This is a genomic window from Dyella sp., from assembly GCF_036384435.1.
GTDB lineage: Bacteria > Pseudomonadota > Gammaproteobacteria > Xanthomonadales > Rhodanobacteraceae > GSA-30.
Genome location: NZ_DASVMI010000109.1, coordinates 1 through 17,581, shown reverse-complemented (window position 1 = coordinate 17,581; position 17,581 = coordinate 1). Strand labels below are relative to the sequence as shown.

At 61.9% G+C, this 17,581-nt stretch carries 18 protein-coding genes; 12 read left to right on the top strand and 6 right to left on the bottom strand.

Features of this window, described 5'->3' with window-relative positions:
- Positions 1-229 (bottom strand): hypothetical protein (locus tag VF436_RS10900; protein WP_330904047.1); only part of this gene is annotated, 229 nt, incomplete at its 3' end.
- 304 nt (positions 230-533) lie between these two features.
- Here VF436_RS10900 and VF436_RS10895 point away from each other — a divergent pair.
- From VF436_RS10895 to VF436_RS10880, 4 genes are all read left to right on the top strand, one after another.
- Entirely contained in the window at positions 534-686 is a 153-nt protein-coding gene (locus tag VF436_RS10895) for a hypothetical protein (protein WP_330904046.1), read from the top strand.
- A gap of 223 nt (positions 687-909) precedes the next feature.
- Complete coding sequence (locus VF436_RS10890) at positions 910-1,053, top strand: hypothetical protein (RefSeq protein ID WP_330904045.1); 144 nt, start codon at positions 910-912, stop codon at positions 1,051-1,053.
- Positions 1,054-1,246: 193 nt separating this feature from the next.
- Complete coding sequence (locus VF436_RS10885; protein WP_330904044.1) at positions 1,247-1,978, top strand: 2OG-Fe dioxygenase family protein; 732 nt, start codon at positions 1,247-1,249, stop codon at positions 1,976-1,978.
- 237 nt (positions 1,979-2,215) lie between these two features.
- A complete protein-coding gene (locus VF436_RS10880) occupies positions 2,216-3,808 on the top strand; it encodes a glycosyltransferase family 39 protein (RefSeq protein WP_330904043.1) in 1,593 nt (530 codons plus the stop codon).
- On the opposite strand, the gene VF436_RS10875 is transcribed toward VF436_RS10880, so the two are convergent.
- A complete protein-coding gene (locus tag VF436_RS10875) occupies positions 3,768-4,019 on the bottom strand; it encodes a hypothetical protein (protein WP_330904042.1) in 252 nt (83 codons plus the stop codon). The genes VF436_RS10880 and VF436_RS10875 overlap by 41 nt on opposite strands.
- Positions 4,020-4,239: 220 nt before the next feature.
- On the opposite strand from VF436_RS10875, the gene VF436_RS10870 reads away from it, so the two are divergent.
- The 3 genes from VF436_RS10870 (at position 4,240) to VF436_RS10860 (ending at position 7,607) form a co-directional block, all read left to right on the top strand.
- On the top strand, positions 4,240-5,004 hold the full coding sequence (locus tag VF436_RS10870) for an ATP-binding cassette domain-containing protein (protein ID WP_330904041.1): 765 nt from the start codon (positions 4,240-4,242) through the stop codon (positions 5,002-5,004).
- Entirely contained in the window at positions 5,001-6,476 is a 1,476-nt protein-coding gene (locus VF436_RS10865) for a glycine betaine ABC transporter substrate-binding protein (RefSeq protein ID WP_330904039.1), read from the top strand. The genes VF436_RS10870 and VF436_RS10865 overlap by 4 nt, the downstream gene beginning before the upstream one ends.
- Positions 6,477-6,635: 159 nt before the next feature.
- Complete coding sequence (locus VF436_RS10860) at positions 6,636-7,607, top strand: hypothetical protein (protein WP_330904038.1); 972 nt, start codon at positions 6,636-6,638, stop codon at positions 7,605-7,607.
- Between the two features lie 166 nt (positions 7,608-7,773).
- Here the strand turns inward: VF436_RS10860 and VF436_RS10855 are convergent, their stop codons facing one another.
- The 4 genes from VF436_RS10855 to VF436_RS10840 all read right to left on the bottom strand — a co-directional run bounded on the left by VF436_RS10855 (position 7,774) and on the right by VF436_RS10840 (position 13,335).
- Complete coding sequence (locus tag VF436_RS10855) at positions 7,774-8,985, bottom strand: histidine-type phosphatase (RefSeq protein ID WP_330904037.1); 1,212 nt, start codon at positions 8,983-8,985, stop codon at positions 7,774-7,776.
- Positions 8,985-11,474: a TonB-dependent receptor gene (locus tag VF436_RS10850; protein ID WP_330904036.1), complete on the bottom strand. Its 2,490-nt coding sequence runs from the start codon at positions 11,472-11,474 to the stop codon at positions 8,985-8,987. Before VF436_RS10850 ends, VF436_RS10855 begins: the two co-directional genes overlap by 1 nt.
- A gap of 111 nt (positions 11,475-11,585) precedes the next feature.
- Positions 11,586-12,689 carry a FecR family protein gene (locus VF436_RS10845; protein ID WP_330904035.1) on the bottom strand — a complete coding sequence of 368 codons (1,104 nt, stop codon included), beginning with the start codon at positions 12,687-12,689 and terminating at the stop codon, positions 11,586-11,588.
- Complete coding sequence (locus tag VF436_RS10840; RefSeq protein WP_414649840.1) at positions 12,682-13,335, bottom strand: RNA polymerase sigma factor; 654 nt, start codon at positions 13,333-13,335, stop codon at positions 12,682-12,684. Before VF436_RS10840 ends, VF436_RS10845 begins: the two co-directional genes overlap by 8 nt.
- On the opposite strand from VF436_RS10840, the gene VF436_RS10835 reads away from it, so the two are divergent.
- The 5 genes from VF436_RS10835 to VF436_RS10815 form a co-directional block, all read left to right on the top strand.
- A complete protein-coding gene (locus VF436_RS10835; RefSeq protein ID WP_330904034.1) occupies positions 13,334-14,263 on the top strand; it encodes a peptidylprolyl isomerase in 930 nt (309 codons plus the stop codon). The genes VF436_RS10840 and VF436_RS10835 overlap by 2 nt on opposite strands.
- A 164-nt stretch (positions 14,264-14,427) precedes the next feature.
- Complete coding sequence (locus VF436_RS10830; RefSeq protein WP_330904033.1) at positions 14,428-15,090, top strand: PadR family transcriptional regulator; 663 nt, start codon at positions 14,428-14,430, stop codon at positions 15,088-15,090.
- Positions 15,091-15,148: 58 nt separating this feature from the next.
- A complete protein-coding gene (locus tag VF436_RS10825; RefSeq protein WP_330904032.1) occupies positions 15,149-15,490 on the top strand; it encodes a transcriptional repressor in 342 nt (113 codons plus the stop codon).
- Between the two features lie 70 nt (positions 15,491-15,560).
- Positions 15,561-16,349: a siderophore-interacting protein gene (locus VF436_RS10820; protein ID WP_330904031.1), complete on the top strand. Its 789-nt coding sequence runs from the start codon at positions 15,561-15,563 to the stop codon at positions 16,347-16,349.
- Between the two features lie 134 nt (positions 16,350-16,483).
- Positions 16,484-17,581: AsmA family protein (locus VF436_RS10815; protein ID WP_330904030.1), on the top strand; the 1,098-nt coding region annotated here is incomplete at its 3' end.

Below are 17,581 nucleotides of genomic sequence, written 5' to 3'. Positions count from 1 at the left end.
CTTCCGGTTCGGACTCGCACAAGGCACGGAACTCGGCATCGATCGCGTCATCCAGGTTTGCGTAATAGACCGGTACGCTCTTGCCGTCAGCGCGTCGAATATCCCGCCACGCGCCGTCGTGAATCGGCGGAATGTCCGACGAGGCGATTACGGACGCAGACCACATCACTAACGGCAGCAACGCTCCGAACCAACGGTAGCGCGAACGAAACACACGGGATCTGTCCATGGATACTCCCTACAATCACAACAATCCGCCTTCCTCCAGCGTTACTGTAGGTGGCGGTCCATCCTTGCCTGACTATATGACCACGTCCGGACCGATTTGTGGGCTTTTAGACCACGACTATTTCTCTGGATGGGCATGAGAAAAACGCACAACACAACGCCACACCCAGCGTCGACACTGTTCGACCAGGCGACCGCCGCAGGCAGACGAGGAAGTCAGCCTTCACCATCGGGATTGTCAGCTTTAAACCTATGAGAGTCCAGGTGCATCTGTAGCCATGACCTGATCGCTACTTGGAAAACCGATGAAACTGGAAACGCTGCTGATGACCGGCCTATTCGCCGGTTCGCTGCTGCTGTGCGGGCTGGTGCTGGGCGCCATGCTGACCTCGCATGCCACACCCTCCGCGCCTGTGATCGAGCACGCCTCATGGGCCGTCATCAGTACGTCGATCTGAAGGAGATCGCGAACCTCCGGCAATGCGCATGAAGTTTCCGCAAGCGGTGTCCGTCGCCACGCAGACACCCGGACAGCTGTCCGTCCGCGGACACCGCCCACCAACCAGGTTCATCCGCAGCAAACAGCTCAACGACGCGGCTTGGCGCGCCTTTCAAGGGTTGGCACGCGCCTTGCGACATGACCGATGACCACACTCTTTTCGTTTGCCCGGGAGACACACCATGAAATTTGAAAGCCTGATGCTCAAAAGCCTGTTCGCCGCCTGCCTGTTGGTCTGCGCCATGACCTTGGGCGCCATGGTTACCACGCACGCTGATGTGACGCTGGCCAAGGCCCAGGGCACGCAAGCGGCACGGCGTGCCTGATTGGCCCAACCTCGTTCACCTGTTTCTGATTCCCGTTGGCGCGCTCCCCCTGATCATGGAAGTGCAACCTCGGACGCCGGCCTGATGCACGATGAGCACCACGCCGCCGGCATCACCGCGATGCGACTCGTTGCCACGGCCGGGCGCGCTCCCTCGACAGCGGCACGGGAGCCAGCCGCCGTATAATCGCGGCATGTCCCAGCCCTCCCACTCGGTTCTTTCGACGCCAGCCGCCTCGGTACAGCGTGACGGCTTCTGTTTCGCCACCGCAGATGTCATGCGTGGCCTGCTGGAGCGCGCAGGAGGCCTGGCGGACTGGCCGATTTTTGCCGATAGCTGGAATCGGTTGGGTCCCGATCCGTACATTGCTGCCACCGGTCGCCTTCGTCGGCGCCGGCACGCCACGTTCGTAGCTACCGCCGATCAAGGTGTGACACTGGCGCCTCACCAGGCCCACTACCAGTCGCTGCAGTACAACCATCTGCAAGGTGATATCGCGCGGTGGTTCGAGCCGGTCGAAGCCGTGTTCGCGGCCAGTCAGTGCCTCCACAGCATCCTGTGCTTCTGCCACGCGTTCTTCGGTGGACTGGCGCCCGACGTCATGCGCTGGCATGTCGAATTGCACCAGTTCCGCATTGAAGCCAGCGCAGGAGCTGCCGGCGAGCCCACACCGGAGGGTAGCCACCGCGATGGCGTGGATTTCGTACTCGTGCTGCTGGTCGACCGCGAGAATATCGCCAGCGGTACGACCAGCATCCATGCCCCGGATGGCACTGCCCTGGGGGAGTTCACGCTGACCCGACCGCTGGACGCCGCATTGATCCATGACCCACGCGTGTTTCACGGTGTGACTCCCGTCATGCCGATCGCCCCCCAGCAACCCTCCCACCGCGACGTACTGGTGGTGACGTTTCGAGCGGCGTGAGCTTGGCCATGCGGTGAAGGCGCGCGACCATGCGGTTTGCTTCCATGACATGCCTCATGCCCTTGAAGTCCGCCTGGCTGTCGCCAAACCGTCATCATGCGCTCGGGAAAAACACACGAATGCCAACGCCAGTTAACCGATGCCGGCATTCGGCACGCGCGAGCCGATAGGCGCGACAACCAAACCATGTCATAAGCGTTTGTGTTGGCACCCCCGCCACATGCATGCTGGGCCACTATGTCGGCAGTACCGCCCCGGTGGTCATCGCGATACCAGGCGCTCCCCACGCCATGCGATGACCCCACCGATCTGCACCCTCGCGCGCCAGCGACACCTCGCTGGCTTGCCGGCGATACCGCCTGGGCCACGGTCGCGGTCCTGATAAGCCTTGTGCTGCGGTTGATCCATATCGGCCATCAGCCGTTCTGGCTGGACGAGGCCCTGACCTTCCAACGCATCCATCTGAACCTGCATGACCTGGTAAACGACAGCATCAGCAACCGGCACATGCCCAGCTATTTCCTGATGCTGCAATGGCTGCTGCCTTTCGATACGGATGCGGCGCAATTGCGAGCGCCCTCGGCACTGCTCGGCGCACTGTCGGTAGGCGTGATATACGCGATAACCCAGCGCATCGGCGGCCGCGGCGCGGCGATCATCGCCAGCCTGCTGATGGCCTTTTCCCCGCTGCAAGTGCAGTACGGCCAGGAAGCACGGTCCTACACGCTGGTCACACTGCTGATCGCCATTGCTTTGTGGGGCTTGTTGAAGCTGGCCCAGGACCCGTACCGCGCCGCTATCGGCCCTCGCTCACGCGATTTCGATGTGTGGGGTTGGGGGTGTTACCTGTTTGGAACCATCGCCGCACTCGATGTGCTGGGCACCGCAGCCCCCTGGCTACTGGCCTCCAACGTGTCGCTGTGGCTGACCTGGCGGCAACTTGGCGCCCATCCCGGCCTTCAACGCCAGTTCTGGCACCGATGGCTGTTGGGCCAAGCCCTGGTCGCGGTCTGTTGCCTACCGTTCTACGGTGCCATCGTGCTGGTCGGTGGTAGCCATATGTTGCAGAACTTCGACTGGATCCCACAGATGAGCTGGCGCACGCTGTGGATTGCTGCCAAGAGCGTGTACCTGATGCGCATGGCCACGGTGGTGCAATACGGCCTGATGCCGACGGCGGTGCCGTGGCTTGGCCCATGGGTCGCCCTGCTCGGTTGCGCCGGCGTCTATCGCATGCGACACAGGCTTGATGGCCGCATGTTGATCCTGGCGTTTCTCACGCTGCCCATGCTGATGATCGCGGTATCGCTGTTCAAGTCGATGCTGTTGCCGCGATACATCTTATGGAGCGCGGCGCCATTCTTCGTGCTCGCGGGACTGGGCGCCGCTGCATTGCCGCGACGTGCATTGCCCGTGTTGGGCGCCATGCTGCTGCTCGTCAGCGCCATCAACCTGGCGCCGGTCTATCGTGTGGAGACCAAGCCGCGCTGGGATGTGGCCGCAGCCACGCTCGCAGCTCACGTACAGCCTGGAGACACGGTGCTGACAGCCGATCCGAACGCTCCCACCATGCTCTCGGTGCTGACGCCGAAAAACCAGGTACCGATCCATGACAAGGCGCTGGTGACCCAGAATGTCGACGTCGCGCTGGAGCGCTGGAAACAAGGTGGGCGCGTCTGGGCCGTCAACGGACGTTCGGCCATGGGTGTGCGCGAAGACGTCGATACCTTCAAGAACCAGCTGGCCGCACTTGGTAAGCCGTCCGCGGAAATCGCCCAGGGCAAAGAGATCACCATCCTGATGTTCCAGGCCCCCACCGCTGCCAACTGACCCAGCAATCGGCCTCTTCCTCGATGGAGAACGACTGGCCAAAAGGATCGGCCAGTGCGGCATGCTCATCGTAAAGCTGGCGCTCCAGCCGCACCACGGAATTGGCTTGGCGGGTCAGGCCGGCCCGCAAGGACACCCTGCCACTCCCCTGGCTGGCCGCGGCACCGTCCACCACCGATGGCTGATCTGCATGGCCCGCCCCTTGTGCCATGGGTCACGACCGTCCGTTAGCTCATCGCACCGGGCTCGGCGCTAGTGGCACGTCGATAAGGTGTTTGAATACGTCGTTCCTGGGCATGCAAACCTCCCGCGCCCAGCCAGATCATCATACGTAAGTGGCTACGGCTTGCGCGGCTGGGTTACAGTCCCGGCATGCCAATGAATTCATCATGCAGGCCAGTGCCTTCGCATTCCCATGAGGCCGTGCCTTGATGGCAGCCGATACGGTGCCCCCAGCATTCGCCCTGCACGAGGTCAGCAAGCGCTACGGCGCAGTCCAGGCACTGGAGCAGGTGGATCTGGCCTTTCACCGTGGCAGCACGACGGCGCTCATTGGCAGCAGCGGATCGGGCAAGTCCACGGTGCTGCGTCTGCTGCTGGGCCTGGACCGACCCGATCAAGGCGTGGTGAGTATTGACGGCAACGCGCTGCAACCCTCGCAGCTGCTCGCGCTGCGCCTGCGTACCGGATATGTGATCCAGGATGGCGGCCTTTTCCCCCATCTGACCGGGCTTGAGAACCTGACCTTGCAACCGCGCCAGCTTGGCTGGGACAAACACCGCATTGTCGAGCGCGCGGCAGAACTGGCTGAGTTGACCCATCTGCCTGCCGATGCGCTGGGGCGCTATCCGGCCGAGCTCTCCGGTGGTCAACGCCAACGTATCGCACTCATGCGCGGCCTGATGCTGGACCCCGATGCGCTACTGCTGGACGAGCCCCTGGGTGCACTCGATCCGATCGTACGCCATGAGCTTCAGGATGAACTCAAGCGCATCTTCGATCGGCTGGGCAAGACCGTGCTCATCGTCACGCACGATCTCGCCGAAGCAGCCTGGTTCGCTGAGCGGCTGATACTGATGAATGAGGGAAGGGTGATCCAGGACGGTCAATTGAATGATCTTCGCCAGCATCCGGCCAGCGATTTCGTACGCCAGTTCATCGCCGCCCAGCGATCCCTGCCGGCGGTACGCGCATGAAGCACTGGCTCGTGCTACTGCTTTTATGCCTGCCTCTGGCGACATCGGCCTCGCCGTTGCGCCTGGGTTCCAAGCAATTTACCGAATCGGTGATCCTGAGCGAAATCGCACGCCTGCAAGCGCAACAGCATGGCGAAGATGTGACGCATCAACGCGAACTTGGCGGCACCAGCATCCTGTGGAGCGCGTTGCAGCATGGCGATATAGACGCATATCCAGAATACACCGGCACGCTCACGCACGAATTACTCAAGGATATACCGGGCGATGCGGATATTCGCACGCTGCGCGCCAGGCTGAAGCCACTGGGCATCGGTATCACCGATTCGTTGGGTTTCAGTGATACCTACGCGGTCGGCATGCGCGAAGACCGAGCAACTTCCCTGGGCATTTCGCGCATCAGCGACCTTGCCAGGCACGCCGACCTGAAATTCGGATGGTCCAACGAATTCATGGATCGCCAGGACGGTTGGCCCGGCTTGCGTTCGAGCTACGCGTTGCCACAGACCCAGGTTCGAGGCCTGGACCACACCCTTTCCTATCACGCCATCGCCAGCGACGCGGTGGATGTGATCGACCTGTACAGCACCGATGCGGAGATTCCCTACTACCACCTGCGCGTGCTGGACGATGACCGGCATTATTTCCCTCACTACGACGCGGTGTTCCTCTATCGGCTTGCACTAGAGCGCGATAACCCGGGGTTTGTCGACACACTGCGCGAACTGGCCGGTCGAATCGACGTGCAGCAGATGCGCCAACTCAACGCCCAGGTCAAGCTCCAGCACCGCCAGGAAACGGAGGTTGCGGCCACATTTCTCGGCGTTCCGGTCAAAGAGCAGCACGATGGCCTGTGGATACGCCTTTGGCAGCGCACGATCGAACACGTGAAGCTGGTAGCGCTATCGCTTGGCCTGGCCGTCTGCCTGGCCATTCCCCTGGGGATACTGGCTGCACGGTGGAAGCACCTGGGTCAAGCGGTGATCGCGCTGACCGGGGTCTTGCAAACCGTGCCTTCGTTGGCGATGTTTGTCTTCATGATTCCCGTGTTCGGCATCGGTACGTGGCCGGCCACCTGCGCGCTTTTCCTATACAGCCTGCTGCCGATCGTACGCAATACGCACACCGGACTAGTCGGTATACCGCATGAATTGCGCGAATCAGCGGCGGCGCTGGGTCTGTCCCAGGCCGCGAGGCTCCGACACGTGGAATTGCCCATGGCCGCACGCTCCATCCTCGCTGGCATCAAGACGGCGGCGGTCATCAACGTCGGCACGGCCACGCTCGCGGCTCTGATCGGTGCAGGCGGATACGGCCAGCCGATCCTGACCGGCATTCGCCTGGACAACATCGGGCTGATCCTGGAGGGAGCCATACCTTCGGCTGTATTGGCGCTGCTGGTGCAAGGAGTGTTTGAAGGGATCGAGCGCTGGCTCACACCGCGAGGACTGCGCATCGAAGCGCGCGAGTAAAGCTCGACAGCTGAGCGGAAGTTTGGCACCACACAATGGCAGGGAGCCATGGCGCAGGAAACTGCGCTGAACGAAGCGGCTAACGGGCAGTCAACATCCCCATGGCCGGCGAAGCAAAACGCATCTAGGATTTGCGATACACAGAGGAACAGGAAGGGTATGAGTGTCGTAATGACCATCGCGATGGCCCTGACCGGGGCGGGTAGCACCGCGCAAGTGATGCCGACACAGTATGTCGCCGGGCATTTCTATGCGACGCCGCAGACGGCTTCCGGCCAGACACTGCGTTTGATCGTGGATACGGGCGGCGGCGGCGTGGGCACGCTCTACTGGCTGACCGACGATAGTGCGCGAAAGCTGCACCTGCCGCCCGCGACGTGCAAGGGCGACGGCCACACGCTCAAGGTAGCGGTCGCGCCGGCCTACCAGAAACAGGCAGCCCTGCCGCCCGCACTAGGCTCATGCGCGGGCAAGCTCGCCGTATTCCCGGAAAAAATGGACTACGACGGCATGATCGGCTCGAACTACCTGGGCGGTCGCATCTGGACGTTCGATTACCCACACCAGGTACTGCGGCTGGAGAGCAGTGGCTGGCGTCACGATACTGCGGCCAAATCCAGCAATCTGGGCTTTCAGAAGGATGACACGGGTGGCGTTACGGGGTATTTCCCCCGCATCGTGATGCGCGTGGACGGCATTCCGATCAACATGCTGCTCGACACCGGCGCCACCGCGCACCCGACGGCGGCCGGCAAGGCGGCGACCGGGTTGGAAACCGAGGCCAACGGTCAAGGCGTGGCCAGCTACATCACCACACGCATGTTCAACATCTGGCACAGGAAGCATCCCGATTGGCGCGTGGTGGACAACGGCGACAACTTACAAGGGCCGACCCGGTTGATCGAGGTTCCCAAGGTACAGGTCGCCGGCTGGGTCGTAGGCCCGATGTGGTTCACCGAGCGCCCTGACAAGGCTTTCCACAAACGCATGGCTCGCTTGATGGACGAAACGCCAGAAGGCGCCCTGGGCGGCAATGTGCTGAGCCATTTCAGCATGACGCTCGACTACGTCCATGCGAAGGCCTGGTTCAGTTGTGCCCAGGCGTGCGAGGCTGCTCCGGCCGGACGTTAGGAGCCTAAGACCAGGGGGCATGTGTTGCTGCATGGCTGTCCCTGCTACGCCATGGCCCATCGCTGCAAGCCCCCGGTCCCCGGCTTGCAGCGTACCGCTCTTGCTGCTTGCAACGCTTCCCGGCCACCAAGCGTTGCGTTACCTGCCTGACCCGCAATACCGCGCCTTAATCGCGCTGGTGCACCAGCTCCGGCGTCGCCTTGTCGACTGCATCGCGTGCGATGCGCGAATCTACCCAGCGGATGAATGCATTCAGCGGGCACGCGTCCGTGGCCTTGCAGTCACCGAACGCCAACCGGGTATCGATCATGGTGGTTGCATCGACACGCGCCTGGCGTAGCGAGTCAAGCGTTGGCATCCAAGCGTGCACCTGGATGCTGTAGCGCCCACGTTGCTGGTACAGGTCGAATATCAGCGCACCGCCCGGCGGATAGTCATCGGGCTGGCGCGCGTCATGCCAATCCACTCCCAGAAGACCGGCCACGTGGGCCAGATTGGTGTCGTGCCCCAGCAGCACGATGACACGCTGGTCCCCGTCGGCCAGCGACTGCACCTCGGGCGTTTGACCCGAGACGGCCTGCAAGGTCGCCGCGATATGGGCCAAAAGGTTGGAACCACCCTGCTGCGCCGCTGGCAACGCCTTCTTGCTGACAGCAAATTGCAGATTGTGCAAGGTGATCAACTCACCGATGGCCTGTGCATCGGCGCGTCCCCAGGCCACGGAGGACAGCGGCATGCCCTGCGCGTATTCCAGCATCAGGTTTTCGCTGAGCGAACCGGCCGTCTTGAGCGCCGTGGCCTGGTCGCCTTTAATAAGGAGCTTGCGACCTTGTGCGAGCGCTCGCCGCCAACACGCATCCCCGGTGCAGCCGAGTAGCAGGCCCTGCAATTGGCCAAACGCAGGGGGAAAATCGATGGAAGCAACGGTGCCGGCATCGTCTCCATCGTGGGCGCCGGCGTGGAACAGACGATTGTTCTCGCCGTTCGGCCGCGCGTCATAGCCGAGACTGCACTCGCCCCCCAGCCCTTTGCCCAGGGCCATCGCGCTGGCGCGATTGCGCGGCGTGCTGTCGGCGATGATGCGGATTTGGCTGGCGTTCGCACAATCGCCAGACCACAATCCACGACTGGCATAGCGCTCGCGATAAAGCTGCCCCAGGGATTGCATGCCCTGCGCACCATGATCAGTCAGCACACCGGGAGCGACCGGCCACGCCGGCCACGGATCGGTCGAATACTTGCCCAGCGCTTCCGGCGCACTGGTAGGCGAGCGCACGCCATGGCGTATCAGCACGATCTCCAGCTTCAGGGTTTCCCCGGGTGCGGCCGTCGCCCACGTCGGCAGCACGAGCGCGAACAGCACCAGCCAGCGACGCATCACAGCTTCACCGACAGGTCGAGGAATACGCCGCGTCCTGGCAACCCGAAGAACAAAGGCTCGCCACTGACAGACTGTGTGCCGGCATAGCTGGTGAGCTTGTGCACATTGAAGATGTTGTTGACATCCACGCTGACGGAGAAGCCCCGGGTCCCAGGCAACCCGTGTTCGGTGCGATAGCCGATGGCGCCATCCACGCTCATGTAGCCGCCAAGCCTCTGGCTGTTTGCAAATACGGTGCGGCCGCTATCGTCGGTGGTATTGTCCAGGCCGTACTGCTTGCCGACGAACTTACCCATCAGCGAACCGTAATACCCCTGTTCACTGCTGTACAGCATACCCAGCGTGCCGGTGACCTTTGGTGTGCCGGCAATCTGCACGTCGGTATCCCGATACGTCGCCTTGTTGTAGCTGGCGTTCGCATAAAAACTCAAGGCATGTGTCAGCGCGTATGTGGCCTCCAATTCAGCACCCTTGTAGATCGCACCCCCGCCATTGACGTAGACATTCTCGTTACCGTTATCCGTAGCAACCGTCGTTTCGGCAAGCAGGTTGGAAAAACGGATGTAGTAGACGTCGGCACCCCAGGTGAACTGACGCGATGCATAGCTCGTGCCCAACTGGAAGTTGGTGGTCAGTTCCGGCTTGAGGCCATGCGAGCCATTGATCTCGATCACATCGATCGGTGGAGCCAGGAATCCCTTGGCGGCCTGCGCATAGGCAGTCCATGAGTCGCTGAGTTTCTGGTGCAGGCTGAGCGAGGGCAGCGTCGCGTGATAGGTCGCCTCGGCTTTGGATGGCTCGGGCGGAGAGACCTTGTTGAGCAAGGCATCGAGTGAACGCGTAACCGCCGAATAGCGCACACCGGGGCTCAGCGTGGTGGTGTCGGTGATTTTCCAGTCGTATTGCACATAGGGCTGGAAAGTATCCGTGCGATCGTCGAGCTGGTAGTTCTGCAAGGGACCATACTTGGTGCCGGTGTATTGGTCAGTGGTCAGATCCATCGGCAACTGGTAACGCGCATCCAGTGAACGCTCCAGCCATACGCCCGTGCTCAGGCTACCTGGCCCCAGGTCGCGCGCCAGGCGCAATACGTCGCCGAAGGCGTGAAATCCCGAATCGGCAAGCTTGCCGGGCACGTCACCTTTGACCGTACTGACCTTCTTGCCCTGCGCGTTGTAGAACGACACGCTGTTGTCGGCCCGATTGTTGTCCGAGGCGTCGCTGGTCTTGCGCGACCAGTGATCGAAGGTATTGAGATATACCTTGTTGTCGACGTCCCAATCGCCGACGCGACTGGTGAGGCCCAGGTAAGTGAAACTCGAATAGTAAGCAGCGTTGTTGTAACCCTGGTAGGACTGCAACGCCGGATCGTTACTCAAGCCGTAGCGCCATCCGAACTTTGCGATCTCATCGAGCGTCGCGCCTTGCACGGTATTCTGGTGCTCACGGTTATAGCTCGTGACGAAGGTCAGCGCGGTCTGATCACCCAACTGGGTGATCGTCTTGAGGAAAACATGCTCGCGCTTGTCGTTGGTGCCCTTGAGATAGGTATCGCTGGCTTCCTTGGACACGTCGGCGAACACGCGCGTATGACTGCCCAGCGATTCATCAACGTTCACACCACCAGCGCGTGTGTTCCAACTGCCGATCGTGAGGTACGGCGTAATGCCCGGCTCGTCACTCGGATCGCGCGAACGCAGCGCCACCGTGCCACCGAAGGTCGCGTTGCCGATGGTCGAGCCGCCACCAGGACCTCGATCGATTTCAGCCTGGCCCAGCACGTGATTATTGAAGTATGCCGAGGTGGTGTGATGCAGATCGCTGGCATCACCAAAAGGAATGCCATCGAAGGTGATATTGAATTGGCCGTCCTGGAATCCGCGGATGCTGATGCCCTCGTTCTTGCCCAGGCCAGGACCTTCAGGCGAAGACACTGTGACGCTGGGCGCATACTTGATGATGTCATCGAAGTTGGCGTTGAAACGCAAGCCGTCGCGAATGAAGCGCTCGTCGATCACGGACGTCGGCTGCGTGGCTTCCAGCGGCGCGGCGCTCGGCGCGAGGGTATCGACCGCGTTCGCGCTCACGCTGACCGGCGCCAGATCCTTCATGCCACCGGTTGGATCGATCGCGGGCAAGGGCTTATCGGCCGGCCGGTTACCGGCCTGTACGTTTCCCGGCGCACTCGCTGGCACGATGGTGTACGTCGTGGGCGTGACTGCGCGATAGTCCAGCCCCGTGCCTTGCAGGAGACGTTTGAGCTGTTGTTCCGCCGGCAACCCGGCGGGCGCCCCCTTCGATTGCAGCGTATCGGGTATCTCTGCGCGATAGACCACCTGCAGACCGGTCTGGTGCGCGAAGGCATCCAGCGCCCGGTTGAGCGGCATCGGCGCAATCGACGCCTGCGTGACCTGAGTTTGTGCCAAGACCCGTGCCGGCACGGTGTTAAGGATCAAGGCAATAGCAAGGAACAGCGACCTACGCATGGGGAAAACCAACCTGTGATGGGATGAGATAAGCAGCTGGGTTGCTGCCTGTTACCCACCTACGAGTGCGCCTGTGATCGACCGGGTACCGTTTTTTCCATGAATTTTTTGCTACAGCTGCGTCGCCGCATGTGACCGCACGGCGGTAACCACGCGAATGCGATCCGGCTCGCGCACGATACGTACCCGCGGGAACGTCTTTAGGTAAGCCAGGAACGCATCGACATCACGCGCATGGAAGGTGCCGCTCAACCGCGTCCTGGCGATATCCTCATCCTCGATGTCCAATGGCCGGGTGGTATAGGCATTGAAGCGACGAGCCACGTTGGCGACGGTGTCGCGCTGGAAGCGAATATCCGCGGGCAGCCATGCGGTGACTGCGGCAGGGTCGGCGCGATCATCGTGGCTTGTCTGTCCAAAGGCATCGACATGCCATCGCTCGCCACCGTGCAGGTCTGCCAGCAAACGCGATGACGAAGCTGTCCATGGGTTCCAGCGAGAACCGCGCTCCAGCACCTGAATGCGCCCACTCAATACCATGACGTCGGCTTGCGCACCGTCGCTGTGTACCGCGAAGACGGTGCCGATATCGCGCAACAGATGATCACCCACGGTAACGCTCAATGGTCGCGCCGGGTCCTTGCCGATGTCGAAGACAGCGCTGCCGCGTTGCACCTCGATATGTCGCACGTGCTCGTCAAAGCGCACGGCGATGGCGCTACCCTTGTCCAATTGCACCAGGGTACCGTCCGTCAGGGACAGGCTGCGTACACTGCCGGCATCGGCTGCATAGATCTGGATAGGCCCGCCGGTGGGTGCCAGGGCGATCCAGGCCACAGTCATCGCCAGCACCAAGCCGGCTACGGCAGCAAGCCACGGCATCACGCGCTGACGTTTACGCCGCGCGACGTGTGCCGCCGAGGAAGGCAAAGGGCCATGTCGCAGCGACACCACCGCGCTTTCGGCGGCGGCCAGTTCGACCAGGGCATGCGCATCGAGCTTCTCCAGTGCCGTGGCGGCCTGCATATCACCGTGCAATTGCGCGATAGCCAGGTATTCGTGCAGATGCACGGGCGAACGGCGCAACCACGCAAGGAACTGGCGCTGCTCGGCGTCACTCAGGCCCTCACGCTGGTCCAGATACCAGCTGGCCGCCTGCTCGGTGATTTTCAGCGAGCTTTCACTCGTCGATCGAAAGCGCAGCGTGTCACTCATAGCGCAGCATTCCCTGCCGGCAGACAGCCAGTCCCTTGACCACGTATTTCTTCACCATATGGGGCGAGATGCCCAGGCGCTCACCGATCTGGCGATAGCCCAGTTCATCGCGGTAGTGCAGCACCAGTACAGTCCGGCATTTGGGCGACAGGCGTGCGATCAGCTGCGCCAGACGTTGCCGACGCAGGCTGTGATCCATCCGGGCATCGGCATCGCATGGCGCTCCCAGGCGATCCAGCACGTCTTCCAGTCCTTCGCTGCTTATCGGAGCGCGCCGTTGCAGCAAGGCGCGCTCCTTGATCAGGTTGGACGCCACGGTCGTCAGGTAAGCCTCGGGGTTACGGATGTCGTCCTGCCCCTGGCGATCGCTACGCAACAGACGCAGATAAACCTCCTGCACCAAGTCCTGCGCATCCCAGGCGTGCGGGACGCGACGCAGGACATAGTTGTTCAGCCAGGCGCCTCGCTCGGCGAACAGCTTCGACCATGCATTGTGCTTGTCGGCACTCAAACGAAACCCGGGCGGCGCGGCGCCGCAAACCCAAGACAAGCCGATCACGCTAGCCTCGCCATGTGACGGCACGATGAAAGCATGCCGGCGCTCTGCTACCTTGCGACGACTCCCATCTGCGCAAGGGTTCACCATGCTCCGACTCACGCCGTCCCTGCTCGGTCTTTCCTTGCTGTTCGCCCTCACCCTGCCTGGCGCAGCAACGGCCGATGCCGGCAAGACACCCTCGCCCAAGGCATTGCTGGACCAGTCGCGACCGGACGAATGGCGCACGCCCGATCCGGAGAACATCGTGGTGATGCAGTTACCACAGGGCCGCGTGGTGATCGAACTGGCCCCTGACTTCACCCCTCTGCATGCGCAGAACATCCGCACGCTGGTGCGCGAACACTATTTCGACGGCCTGGCGATCATTCGGGTACAGGACAATTTCGTCACCCAGTGGGGCGACCCGGAAGACGACGACAAGGGCGACAAATCGAAACTGCGCTCGCTGGGCAAGGCCAAAAAGACCCTGCCGCCTGAATACACACGCGCAATCGATGGGAAGTTGCCGTGGACTGCCCTGCCCGATGGCGATGTCTACGCCCCGGAAGTCGGGTTCTCGGAGGGTTTTCCAGTGGCCCGCGACAAGGCCAGCGGCCAGGAGTGGCTGACCCATTGCTACGGCGCCGTGGGCGTCGCGCGTGACGTGGGTCCGGAGACCGGCAGCGGCAGTTCGCTCTACGCCATCATCGGGCAGGCCCCTCGCGGCCTGGATCGCAACCTGGCGGTGGCCGGACGGGTGTTACAGGGCATGGAATATCTCTCGGCGTTTCCTCGTGGCACCGGCCCCCTGGGCTTCTACGAGAAGCCAGAGCAGCGCACGACGATCACTTCGGTCACCATGCTGGCCGATCTGCCGCCCGCCCAACGTCCGCACCTGCAAGTGCTCAAGACCGACAGCACCACGTTTGCCGCCTTGATCGATGCCAAGCGCAACCGGCGCGACGATTTCTATAAGGTACCGGCCGGCAAGATCGACTTGTGCAGCATCAGTATTCCGGTACGGGACGCCAAGTAACCCGATTGCATCGGCGCTTTACGCCGGCCCGGCGAGCCTGAGCCGGCTCGCCGGCGGCCTTCATCCTGGGAAGCCCAAAGCCATCGATCCCTGAGGCGTGCTTGCATTTCGATACACTTGCGATATATCTTAAGTACATCGAAATCATAACGAGAGATTCCGCCATGCGTGGACATCATCACCATCATTCCTTCCTGCACGCCATGAAACGGCGTTTCTGGGCCCTGCACGCCGAGCGGCACGAACGCTGGGCCGAGCATATCGAGCGTCATGCTGGCCGCCATGGTTTTCGCGGCGGCATAGGTGGCGACTTCTTCGAACAATTCAACGAACTGCGTGGTGGTGGCCGCCGCGGTGGTGGTCGCATGTTCGGTCATGGCGACCTGAAACTATTGTTGCTGGCGCTGCTCGAACAACAGCCACGTCACGGCTACGAAATGATCCGTACGATCGAGGAAATGTTCCACGGCCACTACTCGCCGAGCCCTGGGGCCATCTACCCGACCCTCACCATGCTGGAGGAAATGGGTCACTCCGTAGTGCAGAGCGAACAGGGAGGCCGCAAGCTCTACGCCATCACCAATGACGGTCGCGCGTTTCTGGACCAGAACCGGGCAGCGGTGGATGCCATGATGGAGCGCACCGAACACAGTGCGCGCATGGCCGCAAAGATGTCCATGCCAACAGGCATTCGCCAAGCCATGCATGCGCTCAAGCATGCATTGCTGATGCGCGGCACCGAGTGGAGCAAGGACGAAACCCAGCGCATCGCGGCCATCCTGGAAAAAGCAGCTACCGATATCGCCACCGGACAGCGCCGTGAATAGCCTGCCACGGCCCGTTGCTGATCGGTGGTTGCAGCGCTGTACGCAGGCTGGGTTGCATATGACCGCGCCGAGACGCGCGGTCATGGCCGCCTTGCTTGAGCACGAAACAGCTGTCGATGCGGTCGCGCTGCTGATCACTGCGCGCAAGCACTATGCACGCGCAAGCATCGGCACAGTCTATCGGTTCATGCGCGAGTTGGAACGCCATGAACTCGTCGAGGCCTCGAATACCTTGCACGGTCGCATTCACTGGAAACTGCGTGATGGCGATAACTCGCCGCCGGCCATCCAGGCCAGTGACAGCCAGCCCGGAGACAACGAGGCGCTCACCGTATTGCGCCAGATCGCCGAGCGCCTCGGCTACCGCTTGATTCGGCGCGACGCCGGCTTCATCTACTGACTCGCCATGCCATCGCCTGCGCTCGCAGGCCCTTAGCCGGCTTTCCCCTGCCCTGCCCCAAGGAGCCTTCATGGCAAAGCACGAACCCCGCATGGTTCGCCACACCGTGGTATTTCGCCTGCTTGACGTACTACGCGTGATCGACCTCACACCACACATGCGCCGCATCGTCCTCGGCGGCCCGGAACTAACTGGCTTCCTGAGCGCCGCACCGGATGACCATGTCAAATTATTTTTTCCCAATAGTCAGGGCCAACTGGCGCGCCCGACAATGGGACCTCAAGGCCTGGTGTTTCCCGATGGGGTGGAGCCTTCGCCGATGCGCGATTACACGCCGCGCATCCATGACGAGGCGAACGGCGAATTGACCATCGACTTTGTCTTGCATGGCGACGGCCCTGCCGCTACCTGGGCGGCACGAGCCGCGCCAGGCCAGCAGATCGCAGCCGGCGGCCCTCGTGGCTCGTACATCGTGGCGGATGACTACGACCACTATCTCCTGATCGGTGACGAGACCGCCCTGCCCGCCATCGGGCGCTGGCTGGAAGAACTACCCGCCAACGCGCGGGCCACGGCGTTGATCGAAATTCCCGAAGCTGCCGATCGGCAAGCATTGCAGTCGCATGCGCACTTCGACGTGCAATGGCTCGATCGCCGCCACGGCGATGCCGCGACCAGCCAGTTACTGGAGCAAGCCCTGGCGCAATGGCAGGTACCGGAGGGCGACACGTTCTACTGGATCGCCACCGAATCGCGCCGTGCGCGTGCCATGCGTCAATGGCTCAATGATGAGCGCGGCATCGAGAAAGAGCACGTCAAAGCTACTGGCTACTGGAAAGCCGGGCCCGAAGATGATTGAAGACATGCACGCCTGATATCGTTCAAGCGGTATCGGGCGTGAACGGCCGGTGAGCGCATCTCACCGATGACGACACTCCGTATGCATACGGCGCGGTATCCATAACGCCAAGCCGATGCATGGGAGACGCGGGAATGAGGCGCGGCCGCAAAATACTGGTGTGGATAGTTGGCATCCTGGTGCTGCTTATCGCCATCATCGTGATCATCATCGCGACGTTCGACTGGAACCGGGCAAAGCCGTTCATCAATGACAAGGTCAGTCAGGCCATCGGACGACGGTTCGAGATCCAGGGCGACCTCAGCGTCCACTGGCAACGCGAGCCCGACCAGGGATGGCTGGCGTCGATCGTGCCGTGGCCGGAATTCGTCGCGCAGCAGATTCGCGTGGCCAACCCCGATTGGGCGAAGAACCAGCAATTCGCCACTTTGGATGCATTGCGTTTCCGGATTTCACCGTTGGCCTTGCTTGCTCATCGCATTGCCATTCCCACGGTGCAACTGGTCAAGCCGGACATCGACCTGGAGCGCGATAAGCAAAGTCGCGCCAACTGGGAATTTGCGCTGCCGCAAAGCAGCGGCCCTTCCACCTGGACGCTCGACCTGGGCGCGATCGGCTTTGACCGCGGCCATATTGCCTTGGACGATGCATCGACACGTATCCAGATGCAGGTGAATATCGAGCCTTTGCAGAAAGCCATTCCCTACGATGAGATCGTCGCGCAGCAATCGGAGCGTGCGCGCGACCAGGCGCAGAAGACCACAGGCGGCGATGCCAGGAAGGCCCTTGCCAACGACAAGGATGACGAGCCGAAAACGCGTCCTGCATCCGCGTATGCCTTCTCCTGGCAAGCCAAGGGGACTTATCAGGGCACATCCCTGTATGGCGACGGCAAGACCGGCGGCGTGCTTGCGCTGCAGCAAAGTGACCAGCCCTTCCCGGTTCAGGCGGATATGCATATCGGCGATTCGCATATCGCCTTGGTCGGCACTTTGACCGATCCCATGCATCTGGCAGCGCTGGACTTGCGCCTGTGGTTTTCCGGCACCAGCATGGCCAAGCTGTATCCCATCACCGGCTTGACCTTGCCCGATACGCCGCCCTATGCAACCGAGGGCCACTTGACGGCGCAGTTGCACAAGAACAACAGTCACTTCAGTTACCACAACTTCCGTGGTCGCGTCGGTGGTAGCGACCTCGGCGGCGATCTGGATTTCACCACGGCAGGCCCG